The 18053-nt window shown below is 41.0% G+C and carries 10 protein-coding genes and 1 riboswitch; of the genes, 6 read left to right on the top strand and 4 right to left on the bottom strand.

Features of this window, described 5'->3' with window-relative positions:
- Window positions 1–106 precede the first annotated feature (106 nt).
- A complete protein-coding gene (locus AB1I62_RS14555; protein ID WP_202250982.1) occupies window positions 107–3151 on the top strand; it encodes a WxL domain-containing protein in 3045 nt (1014 codons plus the stop codon).
- A 190-nt stretch (window positions 3152–3341) separates the two neighbouring features.
- On the opposite strand, the gene AB1I62_RS14560 is transcribed toward AB1I62_RS14555, so the two are convergent.
- Entirely contained in the window at window positions 3342–3485 is a 144-nt protein-coding gene (locus AB1I62_RS14560; protein ID WP_002387585.1) for a putative holin-like toxin, read from the bottom strand.
- Window positions 3486–4080: 595 nt separating this feature from the next.
- On the opposite strand from AB1I62_RS14560, the gene AB1I62_RS14565 reads away from it, so the two are divergent.
- The gene (locus tag AB1I62_RS14565) at window positions 4081–7842 is read left to right on the top strand and encodes a WxL domain-containing protein (protein WP_367019375.1); all 3762 of its coding nucleotides are present in this window, start codon (window positions 4081–4083) and stop codon (window positions 7840–7842) included.
- A gap of 188 nt (window positions 7843–8030) precedes the next feature.
- Here the strand turns inward: AB1I62_RS14565 and pepG1 are convergent, their stop codons facing one another.
- A complete protein-coding gene (pepG1, locus tag AB1I62_RS14570) occupies window positions 8031–8174 on the bottom strand; it encodes a type I toxin-antitoxin system toxin PepG1 (protein ID WP_286328473.1) in 144 nt (47 codons plus the stop codon).
- 268 nt (window positions 8175–8442) lie between these two features.
- Window positions 8443–10059, bottom strand: coding sequence for a phosphatase PAP2/LCP family protein (locus AB1I62_RS14575; RefSeq protein WP_010820356.1), 1617 nt, complete (start codon window positions 10057–10059; stop codon window positions 8443–8445).
- A gap of 91 nt (window positions 10060–10150) precedes the next feature.
- A riboswitch (M-box (ykoK) riboswitch) is annotated at window positions 10151–10317 on the bottom strand.
- Between the two features lie 203 nt (window positions 10318–10520).
- Between AB1I62_RS14575 and AB1I62_RS14580 the strand changes: the two genes are divergently transcribed.
- Window positions 10521–11816 (top strand): ATP/GTP-binding protein, encoded by a 1296-nt coding sequence (locus AB1I62_RS14580; protein ID WP_002379013.1) that lies wholly within the window; start codon window positions 10521–10523, stop codon window positions 11814–11816.
- Between the two features lie 8 nt (window positions 11817–11824).
- Window positions 11825–12457, top strand: a complete 633-nt coding sequence (locus AB1I62_RS14585; protein ID WP_002358972.1) for an RloB family protein — start codon at window positions 11825–11827, stop codon at window positions 12455–12457.
- A gap of 65 nt (window positions 12458–12522) precedes the next feature.
- On the opposite strand, the gene AB1I62_RS14590 is transcribed toward AB1I62_RS14585, so the two are convergent.
- A complete protein-coding gene (locus AB1I62_RS14590; RefSeq protein ID WP_010778026.1) occupies window positions 12523–13515 on the bottom strand; it encodes a biotin--[acetyl-CoA-carboxylase] ligase in 993 nt (330 codons plus the stop codon).
- A 138-nt stretch (window positions 13516–13653) separates the two neighbouring features.
- On the opposite strand from AB1I62_RS14590, the gene AB1I62_RS14595 reads away from it, so the two are divergent.
- Both AB1I62_RS14595 and rpoB read left to right on the top strand, forming a co-directional pair.
- The gene (locus AB1I62_RS14595) at window positions 13654–13869 is read left to right on the top strand and encodes a zinc ribbon domain-containing protein (protein WP_002354768.1); all 216 of its coding nucleotides are present in this window, start codon (window positions 13654–13656) and stop codon (window positions 13867–13869) included.
- A gap of 416 nt (window positions 13870–14285) precedes the next feature.
- Window positions 14286–17900: a DNA-directed RNA polymerase subunit beta gene (rpoB, locus tag AB1I62_RS14600; protein ID WP_002389470.1), complete on the top strand. Its 3615-nt coding sequence runs from the start codon at window positions 14286–14288 to the stop codon at window positions 17898–17900.
- Window positions 17901–18053 lie beyond the last annotated feature (153 nt).

Genomic DNA, 18053 nt, shown 5'->3' on the forward strand with positions numbered 1-18053 from the left:
AAGAGCGTTTAAATCCTTGATTTTCGCTAAAATAACACTTGTTTTCAAAGGGAACAGAGGCGCTCAGCCTTGAAAGGATAGGAATCACTAAAAAACGGCACTCAATATGTCAAAATTTGAAATTTCAAGCGGTGTGTTCTTTGGTAAAATAAATAAAAAAATGCTAGTTATCAGTATCGATAATAACAGGATACTGATTAAGAAAGGACTTTATAGAGACTATAGATTGAATTTTTACATAGAAAGAAGGAGCAAGATGAAGCGAGTAAATTGGAAAAGATGGCTAGTTGTTGGGTTAAGTTGTTCTTTGTTCATGGATTCAGTGGTTGGTGTGACTGTGTTAGCGGAAACGATTACTGGGGCGACGGAGCAAGGAGTAGCAACATCTCAGTCTAGTGACGAAGCGAGCCAGACGACGCAAACAACCGAAGAGTCACAGGCAACGGTCGCTAGTGAAGCGAAAACAGTGCCGCCACAGGAAACGGCGAGAATTGCTTCTCGAGCGATTGGTTATTCTTCTGTGGAAGGGCGCGAGATTCCCTTTTTCTTTGTGGAGGAAGACGGGACGTTGTTTGATCCCGACCGAATTACGATGGCGGTCAATCTTTCTTCGTTTTCGTTTTATGAAGAGAAATTACAACGAACCCCCCTTGAGCCCACCACTGTGAATGGCGGAAAGTTACTGTCTATTCCAACGTCACCAGCTTTTAAATATGATACCAACAATCGGGATCCAAGTAACATTTATGGCGTTTCTGAAGTGTCGTTTACTATTCCTAAGGAGTATCAAAGCCTGGACATTCGACCAAGTACGTTTTATACAGGAGACACTACGCAATATCCAGTGCCAACGGTTTTTGCGAACGTTGGGGGCAAAGTGACGAACTATGTGGGCGCCAATGCGGAGACGGAATTAGAGTTAACCAATGAAAAAATGCCCAATAAGCTGACGTTTGGTCCTAAAAAGACGTTTAAATATACGGTAGCTACGGCACCAGGAGGCGTTACGTATGCGCTGACCTATTTTTATGGAGATGTCGGCGGTCCAACAAGTTCGCACCAAAGACGAGGAACAGCGGGTCCTGTGTATTATTATTTAACCAAGCGACGTGTCACGGAAAAATTTGAGAATCCCGCAGGCGGGGCGATTCCTGCGCCAGAAGGTTTTACGCAGGATAAGAAAACCATTGTGACGGGGGAGGAGTTTACTTTTACCCAAGAAGGCACCTTGCCTGAACGTTACACAGGCAGTGATGGGAAGACGTATTTATTTAAAGGTTGGTACAAAGGGAATGCGAAAACTAGCACGTTGGAAACCACCAAAACGCCTAGTTATGCGGTGACCTATGATGACAATGACGATTTGCATGTGGTCTATGAAGAAGTCAAGACAACAATCTTGCCAGGCGCTACCTATCAATTTGGTTTTGTGGATGATTCAGGAAATTTTATTGATCCAAGTAAAATTAAGATGACCTATGACTTATGGGAGTTGGAGAATAAAGACTCAACCATTTTAGCAACAGGGATTACTGGAACGAATGTCGAAAATTATAAAACAATGACTCTTGATGACAAAGAAATTATTGTCCCTAACACTGATACTGGCAACAGTGTCTATAGCCCAATCAATGTGACGTTTCAAGTACCAAAAAACTATTCAGCCATGGCACCAAGCTCTGGTGAAGATAGTCGATATCCTGTACCAACAGTTATGTATCATCGGAGCGACCAAGGCGATAGCCTTTTAAATACAGCAAAGACAGCCTTTGATGTGACCAAAGTCGTTAATCAAGCACAAAGTTATACGTTAGCTAATGTTAATGCTGAAGTAAGTGCGCCAGATATTTCCTATCCAAGGTTGTATCGACGGTATGCTGTGCCAATAAATTCTACGTATTTTACCAATTACAATACCTTTAGTGGCCCTGTTTACTACATCTTAACGCAACGAAAAATAACTGAACATTTTGTAGACGAGAGTGGTGCAAAAATCACGCCACCAACTGGCTTTACACAAGGAAACCAGCTAGTGATGGACAGTGAAAACTATGTCTACACTGCCGCAAAAGCTTTGCCGAAGATCTACCAAGCTGGTGAAAAAACCTATATCTTCCAAGGCTGGTTTAAAGGCAAAAGCAAGCCAGCAACATTAAAGACGACAACGACCCCAAGTTTTACACCAACTTTTAATGATGAGGACGACATGACCGCTGTGTACCAAGAAGCGATTCCCACCGCGGAACTAACGTTAACAGGTGCCGTTGACATAATCGAAAATGGCGCCACAATGGATTACTGGGAGGCGCTACTGAAGAACACAGGCGAAGCGCCGTTAACCACCATTAAAATCAAGCCAACGGCAACTTGGGCGGCTGGCATCGGCGCACCCAACACGATATTTGTACAAGGAACGGGTCAAAACACCAAAGCCTTTCCTGTCACCAAAGAACAATGGACGACCGGTGCAGGAGTGTCCATCACGTTGGATCAGCCTTTACCAGCTGGCGGTCAATTAAAAATGAACATATTAGGAACCACCGTGACCGGTCAACCTGGTCAAGTTTTAACCGCTGATGTTGAAGTAACGGGCAACTTTGGCAGCTTAACCGCCAAAGATACGGTCCGTATTAAAGATTTAGATCAAGAAATTACGAGCCCTGACGGCGACGGCTTTATTAGTACCCCGACATTTGATTTTGGTAAACTAGCAATTTCAGGAAGTAAGCAACAATATGGTTTGAAGAAGGCCGCAGATTACTACGGCAATGGCACTCGCAACCCTTATTTACGCCTGAATACTAGCCAAGCCAATTGGAGTTTAACGGCCCAGCTGTCGCAACCGAAATCAGCCACAGACAGCTTGCCAACAACGACCCGCTTGTTGCTAGGAACGGCCGCTGCTGCCAGCTTTACCGATTACAACCAACCAACAGAAACCATGACACCACTTGGCAAGACCAGCACCGTGACTTTAACCGCCGACAATACCGCAACAGCGGTGGTCGCAAACCAACAGTTCACAGGCAGTGACGTCTATCAGTTGGACTTCACGTTTGCTAACATCAAACTAGAAGTGCCAGCCAACCAAGGTATGGCTGGCCAACAATACCAAGCCGCCGTCACGTGGAATTTAGTGACTGGCCCCTAAAATAAAAATGCCCGAGCCTCTTATTTTTCTAAGGCTCGGGCATTTTTATTGATGGTGTTTTGATGGTCGTTGTGCTATAATAGCAATGAAAAGAGAGATATGCTGTAACATACCTCTCTAGTGTAGAGCCGTTTAAGACGGTGACTTTTTGGATTATTTAAAAATAACCGTACTTGGTCAAAGTTGACGGTTATTTTTTCTTGTCTTCTTTAACAACCTTTAGGATTCCGAAGATTAAAGTCGCGATAAAAGAACCGAAACTAATCATCAGAGCTAAAGCTTCTGCGATAGACAAAAGGCCTCTCCTTTCATAGATTTTAGTACTTACATTCATAAGCACCACCACCTTTCAGATTGGATAGCCACCGCCATAACTTCTCTACACATAGATTATACCATGTAGAACTAAAAAATAATTAGTTTGTAATATGTTTTTTTAGGAAATTCTGCTATAATAGCAATGAAAAGAGAGATATGCTGTAACATACCTCTCTGATGTAGAGCCGTTTAAGACGGTGACCTTTTTAGTTACAAAAAATAACCGTACTCAGTCAAAGTTGACGGTTATTTTTTATTGTCATTTTTAAGCTTTAAAAGATTTTCCTGTTCCCTAATTGTTAAGAATAGAGAAGAAAAGCTCAAAATGTTAGTTCTGATTACTAACATTTTGAGTTTTTTTCAATAAATATCAAGAAAAATCAGCGGAAATTAGAGAGAAAATGGTGAATTCCACTGATTTCCAGGCTGTTTTTTACCAAAAAACAGTGGCTCCTCCTTGGTATAAAAGGAATCATTGGAAATATCAAGTTGTCGTATCAAAATTTAAAATTTCAGTGGGGCCTTTTTTTGATAAAATGAAAATCATACAAAAAATCATACATAGGACAATAAAAATAACAATAAAAAGTTACATAAAAAAGGAGAATGGCATGAATCAAAAAAGAAACCGTTTATTTGCAATCGCTTTGTGTGGTTCTTTACTAATCAGTTCATTAAATGGCATCCCAGCAATTGCTGAAACCATGGCGGCCCCAGATGTTCAAGGGGAGGACCGCCAAACAGTAGTCCCGTCAGAGGGGGTTCAAGGACGGGCGCCCGTTTCTTTTCCAGAGGCAGATACGGAAGTAGGCGTACCGCCAGCTGATGAAGAGCTACCAGAACAGACTGAACAAGTAGTCGGGCAAGTTGAAGCGTCAGTGACGAGTCCAATAATAGTTAATACACCAGAATCACTGCGTGCGCAGCGAGCAGTGCAGACATTCGATATTCCAGAGAAGACGTACAAAATGTCGTTTTTAGATGAAAGTGGTCGTTTTATTGATCCAGCGAAAGTTTCGATTACTGGGGATATTATGAAGTTTACTATGCAAGGCGCTTTGACGAAAGTCGGGGCCGTGGCCACTAATAATGTGGGAACCACGAAGCAATTGACGGTGCCGAAAGTAGCTTTGTCTGGGGATACAGCCATAAAGAGTTATGATTTTTCCGGCATCCAAAATGAAAAGATTACTTTGCCGCGGTTCTATAATGTTCCGAAAATCACGCCCAGTGCGAATTACACTGGACAAATCTATCCAATGGCAGTGACGAAACAGGTGAATGTTACAGGAGAAGTATCGAATGAGGAAACCACAGGCGCGAGGCTGAATATGTTTGTATCAGGTATCCCTAACCAGTTTGTCTTTTCTCGTGCTAGTTGGGACAATGATCCAGCGGGAAATATGTTTGCGCGTGGCTTTAACATGGCTACTGCAGGCGGCACACCAGCTTATCTGACTACGGATGATCACATTTACTATTATGTGCCTAACAAACGGGTTAACATTTATTATAATGACATGACCCCGAATGGCTTACCAGCGTATCCTCCAGGGTATAATGCCAGTCTTTCAAAAACAGTAGTTGATTCAGAAAATTTTCACTATAAAGCACCAAAGGCGTTTCCAGCAAGTTACTCTTCTGGGAATCGTCATTTCCAGTTTAAAGGCTGGTACAAAGGGTCAGCAAGACCAGCGGACCCGAAAGCCGTTAAGTTAGAAACTTCATTGACACCAGAGTTCGATGTCACTTATGATAATGCCGACAATTTATATGTTTTTTATGATGAAGTCGATGAAATGACCACTACTATTCCAGAAGTTACCTATAAGTTTGGCTTTGTTGATGAAAAAGGGGCGCTTGTTGCGCCAACGAATGTAGACATTCAGGCGAACTTAACAACTGTCGAGGATAAGGTGGTCCAGAAGGTGGGGGCTATTACAGGCGCTAATGTAGGCAATTTAAAACAGTTAACCGTTCCTAGCCAAACACTAACCTATGTACCTAAAATTAAAGTTGCTTCTTCTGGGGTAACCGATTTTCGGTTGACTATTCCCAAGCGCTATCAAATTCCAACAGTCACACCTGGTTCATTCTACACTGGCTCAACGACCGCCTATCCTTTGGCGACAACGCTGTTAAGGCATATTAGTGGTCAGGCAGATGAACGGATAACAACGGATGGCACTCGCTATAGTTTATATAATTTACCGACGCCTCATAGCTATCGTATGTACAGAAGTAGTTGGCAACCTGACGTTACCAACACGGGATTTAGTGCAACTTTAAACATGGCGACGACCGAGATTTATCCAGCTTATTTCACGACCGATAACACGATGTACTATTTCTTAGAAAACCGCCGCGTCACTGAACACTATGTTGATGAAGCAGGTGCTGAGGTACCGATGCCTACAGGCTTCACGCAAGGGAATCAAACGGTGATTGACAGTGATACTTATCATTTTAAATTGGCAAAGGAATTGCCGTTTAGTTATTTTTTAAACAATAAAGCTTACCGATTTAAAGGCTGGTATAAAGGCAAAACCAAGCCTAAGGTGTTAGAAACGAGTCGAACGCCTGAGTATGATACAACGTTTGACGATAACGATGATTTAACCGTTGTTTACGAAGAAATTAAATACGGCGGAAACACGGTGACATTTGGTTTTGTTGGGGAAGATGGGCAATTGCTTCAGCCGACAGGGTTTCAGGTGACTACTGATATTGTTGAAACAATCGATGGGCTGAGTACGGTTTTAAGTAATGTTTCAGCTGTCGACAGTACAGGCAACGTTAAAACTTTGACGATCCCGCAAAAGGAATATGTATTGACTCCCCAGATGAATTTCTATGGAACAAAAAATTCATTGATTACGATTCCAAGACAATACCAAGAGATTTCTTTTACGAAACCTGCCAACTATCAAGGACTAGATTATCCAGTTGCAGGGCGTGTTGAGAATATGTTTAGTGGTAATCTGTATGATGAGGGGGCACAACCACCTTACTTTTCTGCTTCGAAAGTCAAAGCCAATCAATACAAAATAATTGAGTTTCATTGGAAAGAAGAGCCTACACAAAGTTTCTCTAGTTTGTACAAAGCTACGTTAATTCGAAGTAGCGTGGCACCAACAGGCGTAGAAATGTATCCTAATAAGCCAATCTATTACTATGCGACCAATCGCCGAGTGACTGAAAACTTTGTAGATAAATCTGGCGCAAAAATCACGCCCCCTCAAGGATTTACGCAAGGAAATCAAGTCACAATTACCAGTGATCCTTTTAATTATACTGCTTCAAAAGCTTTACCAAGCGTTTATGCGGCTGGGGCAAAAACCTATAAGTTTGTTGGTTGGTATAAAGGAACCACCAAGCCAACGACCTTAAAAACAACGGCTACGCCAACTTATCAGGTGGATTTTGATGATAATGACGATATGACGGCGGTCTATGAAGAAGAAACGCCGACTGCTGCTTTAACTTTGACCAGCACCAACTGTGTCGTGAATAATGGCGATAGTGTAGATTGGGTGGCAACACTGAAAAATACTAGCTTGGCACCACTTAAAACGCTGACAGTGAAACCAGCGACTACTTGGCCTGCAGGAATTGGTACGCCGACGTCACTTTCTGTCCAATTGGACGGACAAGCACCAAAAATTTATCCAGTAACGGCGACTACTTGGTCTGAAGGAATCAGCTTAACAGGTCTTGAAATACCGGCAGGTCAAACAGCCAACGTGATGCTTGTTGGCACCAAAATTTCAGGAACATCAGACCAACGCTTGACGGCAACCCTTGATGTTACAGGAAATTTTGCGACAGTGAGCGCCGCGGATGCGGTACGTATGACAGATACAACCCAAGGAACAATTACACCAACAGCAGAAGGCTTTATCAGCGTGCCAACCTTTGATTTTGGAAAAATGAATATTGCTAGTAAAACGCAACAATCAGGCTTGAAAAAAGCGGCCGATTACTACGAAAATGGTACACGCAATCCTTACTTACGAATTAAGAAAAATCAACCGAATTGGCAGATGACAGCGCAACTATCTCAACCGAAAGCAACCACAGATAGTCTGCCAACAGCGACTCGTTTATTGTTAGGTCCAGCGAATGTTTCAAGTTTTACAAATTATAACGAAGCAACTGAACAAATCAAAGCAGTTGGTAAGACTAGTTCTTTGAGCTTAACGGCGAATAATGTGGCAACCAGTGTTGTCGCAAACCAACAGTTCACAGGTAGTGACGTCTATCAGTTGGACTTCACGTTTGCTAACATCAAACTAGAGGTACCAGCCAACCAAGGAACCAAAGGACAACAGTACAATGCTGCGGTCACTTGGAATTTGGTGACAGGCCCATAAAATAAAAATGCCCGAGCCTTGAAATAGGAGGCTCAGGCATTTTTTATTGATGGTCTTTTTAGGGTTGTTGTGCTATAATGGTAATGAAAAGAGAGGTATGCGACAACATACCTCTCTGGTGTAGAGCCGTTTAAGACGGTGACCAATTTTATTATTTAAAAATAACCGTGCTTGGTCAAAGTAGACGGTTATTTTTTATTGTCATTTTTAAGCAATTTCACAATCAGCGCAATCAAAGCAATGGTAAACATACCAAACCCAAGAATTGTCTGAATTGTTTCATATGCTGACAAAAGGCCTCTCCTTTCTGTGAATTTCGGAAATACGTGCATACGCATCACCTCTCTTTCAGATTGGATAGCCACCGCCATAACTTCTCTACACATAGATTATACCATGTGGTGCTAAAAAATAATTAGTTTACAATATATTTTTTTAGGTAATTGTGCTATAATAAAAAAAGAAAGCGATGCGGAAACATCTTTTTCTATTGTCAAACCGTTTAAGAACGGTGACAAAAATTAATATTTTTGAAATGACCGTCTAACTAGGCAAAGTTAAGCAGCGCCCCTTTCATTAAGGGGCGCTGCTTTTTAGTCGTTATTGTGATTGTTCAGTGTCTTTCGTAGAGAGGTTCATTTGTTCTTTGATGGCATTTTCGACACGTTGGCGTTCACTCTCTTCCACAAGTTGATAAGAAATACCTTCAATCCCTGTCACGCCATCGCCAGTGTAATCGTAGCCTTTTAATTGATCGGTTTCAATCGTTTTTAGTGCGGGGGTGTATTTTTTTAGCATCGCCATCATTTGGTCAAAGGACAAGTCGGTTTCGCCATGTTCGCCGATTACGTCCAGAATTTCTTGATATTTTAGCAAGCTGTTAAAAGAAAGTAGCTTGTTGGTTAATTCGATTAAAACTTCTCGTTGGCGGCGTTGACGACCATAGTCGCCTTCGGGGTCTTCGTAACGCATGCGCGCGTATTGTAAAGCTTCCCAGCCCCCTAAATGCTGTTTGCCTTTCGGATAATGAATCCCTTCAGCGTCAAAAGCAAAGGCATTGTCAACAGTGACGCCGCCCACCGCATCGCCAAGGTCCTTCATAGCATCCATATCAATTGAAAAGTAATGATTGATTGGGATGTGCAAGACATTTTCAACCGTTTTAATTTGCATATCGGCACCACCGAAAACGTGGGCCGCATTGATTTTATTGTATTCGCCATTGGTGCCAGCCATTTCCACATAGTAGTCGCGCGGGATGCTGGTGATGGTAGTTTTTTGTAATTGATTATTCACTGTAACCACCATTAAGGCGTTGGAGCGGTAATCGGTTTTGCGTTTTGAGTCATTCGCAATTCCCATAATTAAGAAACTAACCGGTTCCCCTTTGGCTAAATCGGGACTCTTCGTGGAAGATTTTCTTGGTTTATACATGGTATTCGCCGTTTTTTGCAAATTACGATACATGCTGACGCCGTAAGCCGAAACAGAAAGTGTGCCTAAAAATAAAAGGGTTAAACTGAAGACCACGAATAAACTTTTTCTTTTACGAGAATGGCGGCGCCGGCGTTGTGTCGGTACTTCTGCTTCCTCTGGTTCAGGTGTCGGCAAATAACGTTGAACAATTTGAAATGAAAAGTTGATCCAGCTATAACTTAGGAGCATCCCAGCGATGACATCACTAGGATAATGAACGCGTAAGATTAAGCGACCTAACACAATCAAAACTAAATAAGTGAGTAAGAAAATTTTGATGCCTTTGGTTTTTTCGACATGAAGATAGGCCAAAACGATCAAAATCGTACAGACTAGCGCCATTGCTAATAATGAATGTCCGCTGGGAAAGCTAGCAGAGCTCCGGTCAGCTAAAGCGCCTAGGTTTGGTCGAGCCCGACCCACCACATGTTTAAAAACGCTCCCTAAAAAGCCGACAGCTAATAGGTTACTGACAGCCCAAAAAGCTAGGATTTTTTCTTTTTTGCGTAAAAGGTACACCATCAATAATAAGAAGAATAGCAGCATTGGTCCAATTGTGGCTGTTTTTGCTAACAGATTGACCGCTGTTAAAAGTGGGGCATTTAATTGCCATTTGATGTGATAGATAGCTTCGTCCATTTGTTGAAACCAATTTGGACTAGCCGCCACTAACAAAGTGAGGAAAGTAAAACCAAGCGTTGTTAGGGCATAAAGTGGAAATTTTTTATTCGATGTTTGCATGAGAATCCCTTTCTTTTTCCCTTGAAAGAGTAGACTAAGCCAGCATCGATCGTAAATAAGCGCTTGCGACTAAACAGGACACAGCAAGCCAATCGGTTCTCATCGTCTGAGCTTTAGCACTATCCAACGTAAAGATTTCTCTTAGCTATTTTTAGAAGAGCCTTAATTCGACCATTCCTGTTTTACACATTGGTGTCTTTCGACATTTCTGCGCAATAGCCTATGTTTGGATAGGAGCCTCACCTAACAAGGTTATTTTATCTAACGCTAGAAGTATAGAATTTATGCAGCGGTTCTCACAATGAAGTTTAAGAAAATTTATTGTTTTTTAAATAAATTTAAAGGTGTGGGAGAAAAGCGTTATTTCGGTAAATTTATTTTAAAAACGGAAAAACGTTTTACAGTATCGGTCTTTAACGATATAATAAAAGAATAGATGAAAAAACGAGGAGGTGAACAGCATGCTAGTTAATTTTACAGTCAAAAATCTTCTATCTTTTAAAGAGGAACAAACACTTTCCCTACAAACAGGTGCGTATTTACGAAAGTATGTCAATAATCGTTTCGAAGTGAAACCTAAAAATTACCCAGAAAAACTAAGGTTACTGAAGAGTGCCATTGTTTTTGGGGGAAATGGTTCAGGAAAATCAAATTTAGTGAGTGGGTTAAATGCATTAAAAACATTAGTTTTAAGAGAACAAGCTTCGATTAATGATGCTTTATTATATGAACCTTTTGCGTTAGACCCTCTCACTAAACAAAGCCCATCTGTTATGACCATTGAATTTATTAATGACAGTGTCTTGTATCGCTATTCGTTAGCTAACACAGCGCGCGAAGTAGTTAAGGAATCTTTAGAGATTTATGACAAAACGCAGGATGATTTTGTTTATTATTTTAAAAGAGACGGTGCGGAATCTTCCGTTTTTCCAGAAAAATATCAAGAATACCAAACACAAATTAAGTCTAATTCGTTAGTTATCCATACGTTGGAATCAAAAAATGATCAGCACGCTACGAATGTCGTTCGTTGGTTTGCCAATCAGTTAGTTATTTTTGATGGGTCTTTACGGAATATTGAACGGCTGAGCAATGAAAAAGACAAAGAGAAATTCTTGAACTTTTTGAAACTTGCGGATATGAACATGGTTGACCTGGTTCCTGTGAAAGACAAAGAGGAAGATTACTCGAAACAAGAAAAATTAGCCGCTGTTTTAGAACGAATTATCCAAGAAAAAGACCCGACCATTGAAATTGGTCGAGTCAAGAAAAGTCTGTATTCGCTGTACTCTGTTTATAACCAATATGATGAAATGAATCAAGTGGTCGGACAAGAACGTATTCATTATGATTTGGAATCTTCTGGGACGAAAAAATTAATTGGCTTAGCGCTAAATATTTTATTTAATCCAGAAGAAAAAGTTTTTGTTTTTGATGAATTTGATGATGCATTTCATCAAGAGTTGTCAGGAACATTGTTAGAAGCGTTCAATGCCATGGAGACGAATACACAATTTATCTTGACCTCCCATGAACTTCATTTGATGGATAATCAATTGAGAAAGGATCAAATTTACTTCACAGATAAGAATTATCGTGGCGCCAGCGAATTATACGCTTTGTATGACTTTGAAGCAGACCCAAAAAAAGGTCGCGGAGATATCACATATTATCGCCGTTATTTAAATGGTCTGTTCGGTGGTGTTCCTCATATTGATCGAAGTGAAATCGTTCAGGCAGTGAAGGTAAAGGAGTAGAAGTTGGTATGCCAAAAATAAAAAGGGTAAAAAAAGGAAAGAAATTAAAACCAAATGTCATGATTTTTTGCGAAGGAGAAACAGAAGAAGCTTACCTTAGATTGATTAAACGAAAATATTCTGCAGTCAATATTAAAAGTAAACTCAAAGTAAAAACATGTAGACGTCAAGGAGAGGCGTTGGTCGAATACGCCGTTTCCTGTATTCGGAGTATGGGAAAAGCGGAGCGGGATAATTATGATTTGTTTTATGTTATGTATGACAAGGACGAACAAACCACAGAATCGATTGAAAACGCGGTAAGATGTGCACAACGACATCGTCCTGAAATCAAGACAATTTTTTCAAATGAATGCTTTGAACTCTGGTTACTACTTCACTTTGAGGAAGTCAATCGATACATGACTAGAGAAAATTTATATGGGAGATTAGAGAAAGTTCTGCATTTAAAAGACAGTTATCGAAATTTTAAAGGCGCAGAAGTATGTAAGTATCTTGAAGAAAAAGTAGCTATTGCTTTTCAGAATACGAATAAAAACTGGTTGTCTCCTTTAGAAGAAATGAAAATCAATGAAAATCCCTATACGAATTTCCCCAAAGAATTGTGCGAAATGTTAGCACAAAAAGAAGTTGATTTTTAAAGAGCAAGAAAGCATCTGTTTAAATTTAGACAGGTGCTTTCTTGCTTTTTTCTAAATTTCCCCACTTAACCTCGACGCCATTCACCAATCTGGTCCAAACTAATTTCCCCAGAAGACAACGTTTTGGCCGTGCCATCAGGCAACTGGACAATCAATTCGCCATTTCCATTAATGGTTGTCGCAACGCCGCGGAAGTCTTGCCCGTTTTGGGTAAAAGCGACGTCTTTGCCAATCACAAAGGAGCGTTGACGGTATTCTTCTAAAAAGTCTTTCGTTGAACGTTTGTCTAAAATTTGATAAAAATGATTCCAAATGTTGGCGACTAATTCATTTCGCGTCGCCGTTGGTTCACCCTCTGGGAAAAGAGAAGTCACTTTCTGCCGAATGTCCTCAGGAAATTCGGTTTCTGTAATTGAAAAATTAATCCCCATGCCGATGATAACATTAGAAATCTGCCCTGTTTCCACATTGCTCATGGCTTCCGACAAAATCCCGCAAACTTTTTTGCCGTTTAAATAAAGGTCGTTGACCCATTTAATTTCTGTGTGAACGCCTGCCAGAGCATCCATTGCTCGAGCGACCGCTACGGCCATAATCACAGTATATTGAGCGATTTCTTCAAAATTTTGGTTCGGTTGAAGCACCATGCTCATGTAAATCCCTTTACCTGGCGTAGCGAAAAACGGCCGGCCGAACCTGCCCCGCGGCATTTCTTGCATGTCAGCAACAATCAAAGTATTGTCGGGCGTCTGGTCTAAAATCGCCCGCTTAGCATCGGTCATGGTAGATTCAGATGTTTCTAGGACGGTAATTGTTAAAGGCGGTGTTTGTGACCATAACGCCAACTGAATGCCTTCTGCAGAAAGGACATCTGATTTTTCAAGGCGATACCCCTTATTTTGCACGCTAGTAATTTGATAGCCATCTTTTTTCAATTCATTAATCGCTTTCCAAATAGCTGTGCGAGATAAGGACAGACGTTGTGCCATCTCTTCGCCCGAAAGGAATGCGGGCGTTTGTTTCATCAATAAAGTTAGGACTTGGCTTTTTGTCGACATATTTTTTCCTCCGATTCGTTATGCTTATTGTAGCGGAAAGGAAAAGGCTTGGTCAACTAGTGAAAAAATCCATCTTAGGATGGAGGAAAATGAAGCAGGCGTTTGCTATACTTATTTTATTGAGAAGGAGTGAGGGGAATGGAAAAGCAACAATATGTTTGTGAGAAATGTGGCAACATGCACTATGTGTCGGACCAATTTCAAGCAACAGGTGGGAACTTTGCGAAAATTTTTGATGTTCAAAATAAAAAATTTATTACAATTAGCTGTACCCAATGCGGCTACACCGAACTTTACCGCAGCCAAACAAGCGGCGGCATGAATGTCCTAGACTTTTTATTAGGTGGCGGTTAGTCAAAAACGAATGCATCTTTGCATTCGTTTTTTTGTGTGAATAGAAGATAGGGGAAAAGGCGTAATTATTTATTACGCATTTTTTCATTAAAACCCTTTATAAAAAAACTCCTTTTTATGAAAAAGAAAACCTTAAAGAAACCCTTGACTTTTCTAGACAAAGGTAGTAGAATCTATAGAGCAAAAACTATCTGAAAGTGACGAAGCAGGAGCGAAATATTGTCCGTTCCGGTTTTTTATAGGAAAACAAAAGTAGAAACGCCAGAAAATTTTTCGGAAGCATGTTCTATTTTTGGTTTTTTTTTGCTTAAAAACTGCAAAAAATGCTTTTTGTTACATATATTTAATATATGTAACGTAAATGTAATTTTTCGGATCGGTGTTTTGATAGACTTATAACTAGAGGGGTGAAGAGCTTGGCTGGACACGTAGTAAAATACGGAAAGCATCGCGAACGTAGAAGTTTCGCACGTATCAGTGAAGTATTGGAATTACCAAATTTAATTGAAATCCAAACAGACTCTTATCAATGGTTTTTAGATGAGGGACTTCGTGAAATGTTTGAAGACATTTTACCAATTGATGATTTCCAAGGAAACTTATCCTTAGAATTTGTTGACTATGAATTAAAAGAACCAAAGTACACAGTAGAAGAAGCCCGCGCACATGATGCCAACTATTCTGCGCCATTACATGTAACATTACGTTTAACCAACCGTGAAACAGGTGAAATTAAATCCCAAGAAGTATTCTTCGGCGATTTCCCATTAATGACAGAAATGGGTACCTTCATCATCAACGGGGCAGAACGTGTTATCGTTTCCCAATTAGTTCGTTCTCCAGGTGTTTATTTCCATGGAAAAGTGGACAAAAACGGCAAAGAAGGTTTTGGCTCAACAGTCATTCCTAACCGTGGTGCATGGTTAGAAATGGAAACAGATGCGAAAGACATTTCTTATGTTCGGATTGACCGCACACGTAAAATTCCTTTAACTGTGTTAGTTCGTGCTTTAGGTTTCGGTTCAGATGATACCATCTTCGAAATTTTCGGCGACAGCGAAAGCTTACGCAACACAATCGAAAAAGATTTACACAAAAACGCAAGTGATTCTCGTACAGAAGAAGGCTTGAAAGACATTTATGAACGTCTTCGCCCAGGCGAACCAAAAACAGCAGATAGCTCACGTAGCTTGTTAACTGCACGTTTCTTTGATCCAAAACGTTATGATTTGGCAAACGTTGGTCGCTACAAAGTTAACAAAAAATTAGACTTAAAAACACGTCTCTTAAACTTAACCTTAGCTGAAACGCTAGTTGATCCAGAAACTGGTGAAATCATTGTCGAAAAAGGCACGGTTTTAACACACCAAATCATGGAAACATTAGGCGAATACATTGACAACGGCTTAAACAGCGTAACTTACTATCCAAGTGAAGATGCGGTAGTAACTGAACCAATGACAATCCAAGTGATTCAAGTTCTTTCACCAAAAGATCCTGAACGTATCGTAAATGTGATTGGTAACGGCTATCCAGACGACAGCGTAAAAACAGTTCGTCCAGCAGATATCGTTGCTTCAATGAGCTACTTCTTCAACTTAATGGAAGATATCGGCAATGTCGATGACATCGACCACTTAGGTAATCGTCGTATCCGTTCAGTAGGCGAATTATTACAAAACCAATTCCGTATTGGCTTAGCCCGTATGGAACGTGTGGTTCGTGAAAGAATGTCTATTCAAGACACAGAAACATTGACACCACAACAATTAATCAACATCCGTCCAGTGGTAGCAAGTATCAAAGAATTCTTTGGTTCTTCACAGTTATCACAGTTCATGGACCAAACAAACCCATTAGGTGAGTTAACCCATAAACGTCGTCTATCAGCCTTAGGGCCTGGTGGTTTGACTCGTGACCGTGCCGGTTATGAAGTTCGTGACGTTCACTACTCTCACTATGGTCGTATGTGTCCAATTGAAACGCCTGAGGGACCAAATATCGGGTTGATCAATAGTTTATCTAGTTACGCAAAAGTGAATAAATTTGGTTTCATCGAAACGCCTTATCGCCGTGTTGATCGTGCGACAGGCCGTGTTACTGATCAAGTAGATTACTTAACAGCAGACATCGAAGACCATTATATCGTAGCGCAAGCGAACTCACTTTTAAATGAAGATGGCACATTTGCCAATGATGTTGTTATGGCGCGTCTACAAAGTGAAAACTTAGAAGTTGCCGTAGACAAAGTTGACTACATGGACGTTTCACCAAAACAAGTAGTCGCAGTCGCAACAGCATGTATTCCTTTCTTAGAAAACGATGACTCCAACCGTGCCTTGATGGGTGCCAACATGCAGCGTCAAGCGGTGCCGTTAATTCAACCACGCTCTCCGTGGGTAGGTACAGGTATGGAATATAAATCAGCCCATGACTCAGGTGCTGCTTTACTATGTAAACATGACGGTGTCGTAGAATTCGTCGATGCAAAAGAAATTCGCGTTCGTCGCGACAATGGCGCATTAGACAAATATATGGTTACAAAATTCCGTCGTTCTAACTCAGGAACAAGCTACAACCAACGCCCAATTGTTCACTTAGGTGAAAAAGTTGAAAAAGGCGATACTTTAGCGGATGGACCTTCTATGGAAGAAGGCGAAATGGCTTTAGGGCAAAACGTCTTAGTTGCCTTCATGACATGGGAAGGTTACAACTACGAGGATGCCATTATCATGAGCCGTCGTTTAGTTAAAGACGATGTCTACACTTCTGTGCATATTGAAGAATATGAATCAGAAGCACGCGATACAAAATTAGGACCTGAAGAAATTACCCGTGAAATTCCAAACGTTGGGGAAGACGCATTGAAAGACTTAGACGAAATGGGGATTATCCGCATTGGTGCTGAAGTTCAAGATGGCGACTTACTAGTTGGGAAAGTCACACCTAAAGGGGTTACAGAATTATCTGCAGAAGAACGTTTATTACACGCAATCTTCGGGGAAAAGGCCCGCGAAGTTCGTGATACGTCTCTCCGTGTACCTCACGGTGGCGGCGGTATCGTTCATGATGTGAAAATCTTTACTCGTGAAGCTGGCGATGAATTATCACCAGGTGTCAACATGTTAGTTCGTGTCTATATCGTTCAAAAACGTAAAATTCACGAAGGAGATAAAATGGCGGGACGTCACGGAAATAAAGGGGTTGTTTCCCGTATTATGCCGGAAGAAGATATGCCATTCTTACCTGACGGAACACCTGTTGATATCATGTTGAACCCATTAGGGGTACCTTCTCGTATGAATATCGGACAAGTACTTGAATTACACTTAGGTATGGCTGCTCGCCAATTAGGTATTCACGTCGCAACACCTGTTTTCGATGGGGCAACCGATGAAGACGTTTGGGAAACTGTTCGTGAAGCTGGTATGGCTAGCGATGCTAAAACAGTTCTTTACGATGGACGTACAGGTGAACCATTTGATAACCGTATTTCCGTTGGTGTCATGTATATGATTAAATTAGCCCACATGGTTGATGACAAATTGCATGCTCGTTCAATCGGACCTTACTCTCTTGTTACGCAACAACCGTTGGGTGGTAAAGCTCAATTCGGTGGACAACGTTTCGGGGAAATGGAAGTTTGGGCACTGGAAGCTTACGGTGCTGCTTACACATTACAAGAAATCTTAACTTACAAATCTGATGACGTTGTCGGACGTGTGAAAACATACGAAGCCATCGTTAAAGGTGAACCAATTCCAAAACCAGGTGTGCCTGAATCATTCCGAGTATTAGTGAAAGAATTACAATCACTTGGTTTAGACATGCGTGTCTTGGACATTGAGGAAGCTGAGATTGAGTTACGCGATATGGACGATGACGATGATGATTTAATCACCGTTGACGCACTAACCAAATTTGCGGAACAACAATCAGCGAAACAGCTGGAAAAAGAAGCAGAATCAGTCGTGAAAGAAGAAGCACAAGACGTTGTTCAAGAAATTGAAACAGCCGAAGACAGAGACTAATTTGTCGCTACCACTCTGATGAGTTGATTCAACTGCGACTTTGTTGCAACTGCGCAAGCCATTACTTGTTCCAAGTGTCGTCAGACCTTCTTTCAAGTGATGCTTGCCATTTGCTAACAAGTTGCTGACTCAGCTTCTCTAAATAAGGAAATG

The organism is Enterococcus sp. AN402, from assembly GCF_040719405.1.
Taxonomy (GTDB): Bacteria; Bacillota; Bacilli; order Lactobacillales; family Enterococcaceae; genus Enterococcus; species Enterococcus faecalis.

Excerpts from the sequence above, each read along its gene's own strand:
- AB1I62_RS14565 (WP_367019375.1), top strand. The coding sequence starts at position 4,081 with ATGAATCAAAAAAGAAACCGTTTATTTGCAATCGCTTTGTGTGGTTCT.
- AB1I62_RS14580 (WP_002379013.1), top strand. The coding sequence starts at position 10,521 with ATGCTAGTTAATTTTACAGTCAAAAATCTTCTATCTTTTAAAGAGGAA.
- AB1I62_RS14595 (WP_002354768.1), top strand. The coding sequence starts at position 13,654 with ATGGAAAAGCAACAATATGTTTGTGAGAAATGTGGCAACATGCACTAT.
- AB1I62_RS14560 (WP_002387585.1), bottom strand. The coding sequence starts at position 3,485 with ATGAATGTAAGTACTAAAATCTATGAAAGGAGAGGCCTTTTGTCTATC.
- pepG1 (WP_286328473.1), bottom strand. The coding sequence starts at position 8,174 with ATGCACGTATTTCCGAAATTCACAGAAAGGAGAGGCCTTTTGTCAGCA.
- AB1I62_RS14585 (WP_002358972.1), top strand. The coding sequence starts at position 11,825 with ATGCCAAAAATAAAAAGGGTAAAAAAAGGAAAGAAATTAAAACCAAAT.
- AB1I62_RS14575 (WP_010820356.1), bottom strand. The coding sequence starts at position 10,059 with ATGCAAACATCGAATAAAAAATTTCCACTTTATGCCCTAACAACGCTT.
- AB1I62_RS14555 (WP_202250982.1), top strand. The coding sequence starts at position 107 with ATGTCAAAATTTGAAATTTCAAGCGGTGTGTTCTTTGGTAAAATAAAT.
- AB1I62_RS14590 (WP_010778026.1), bottom strand. The coding sequence starts at position 13,515 with ATGTCGACAAAAAGCCAAGTCCTAACTTTATTGATGAAACAAACGCCC.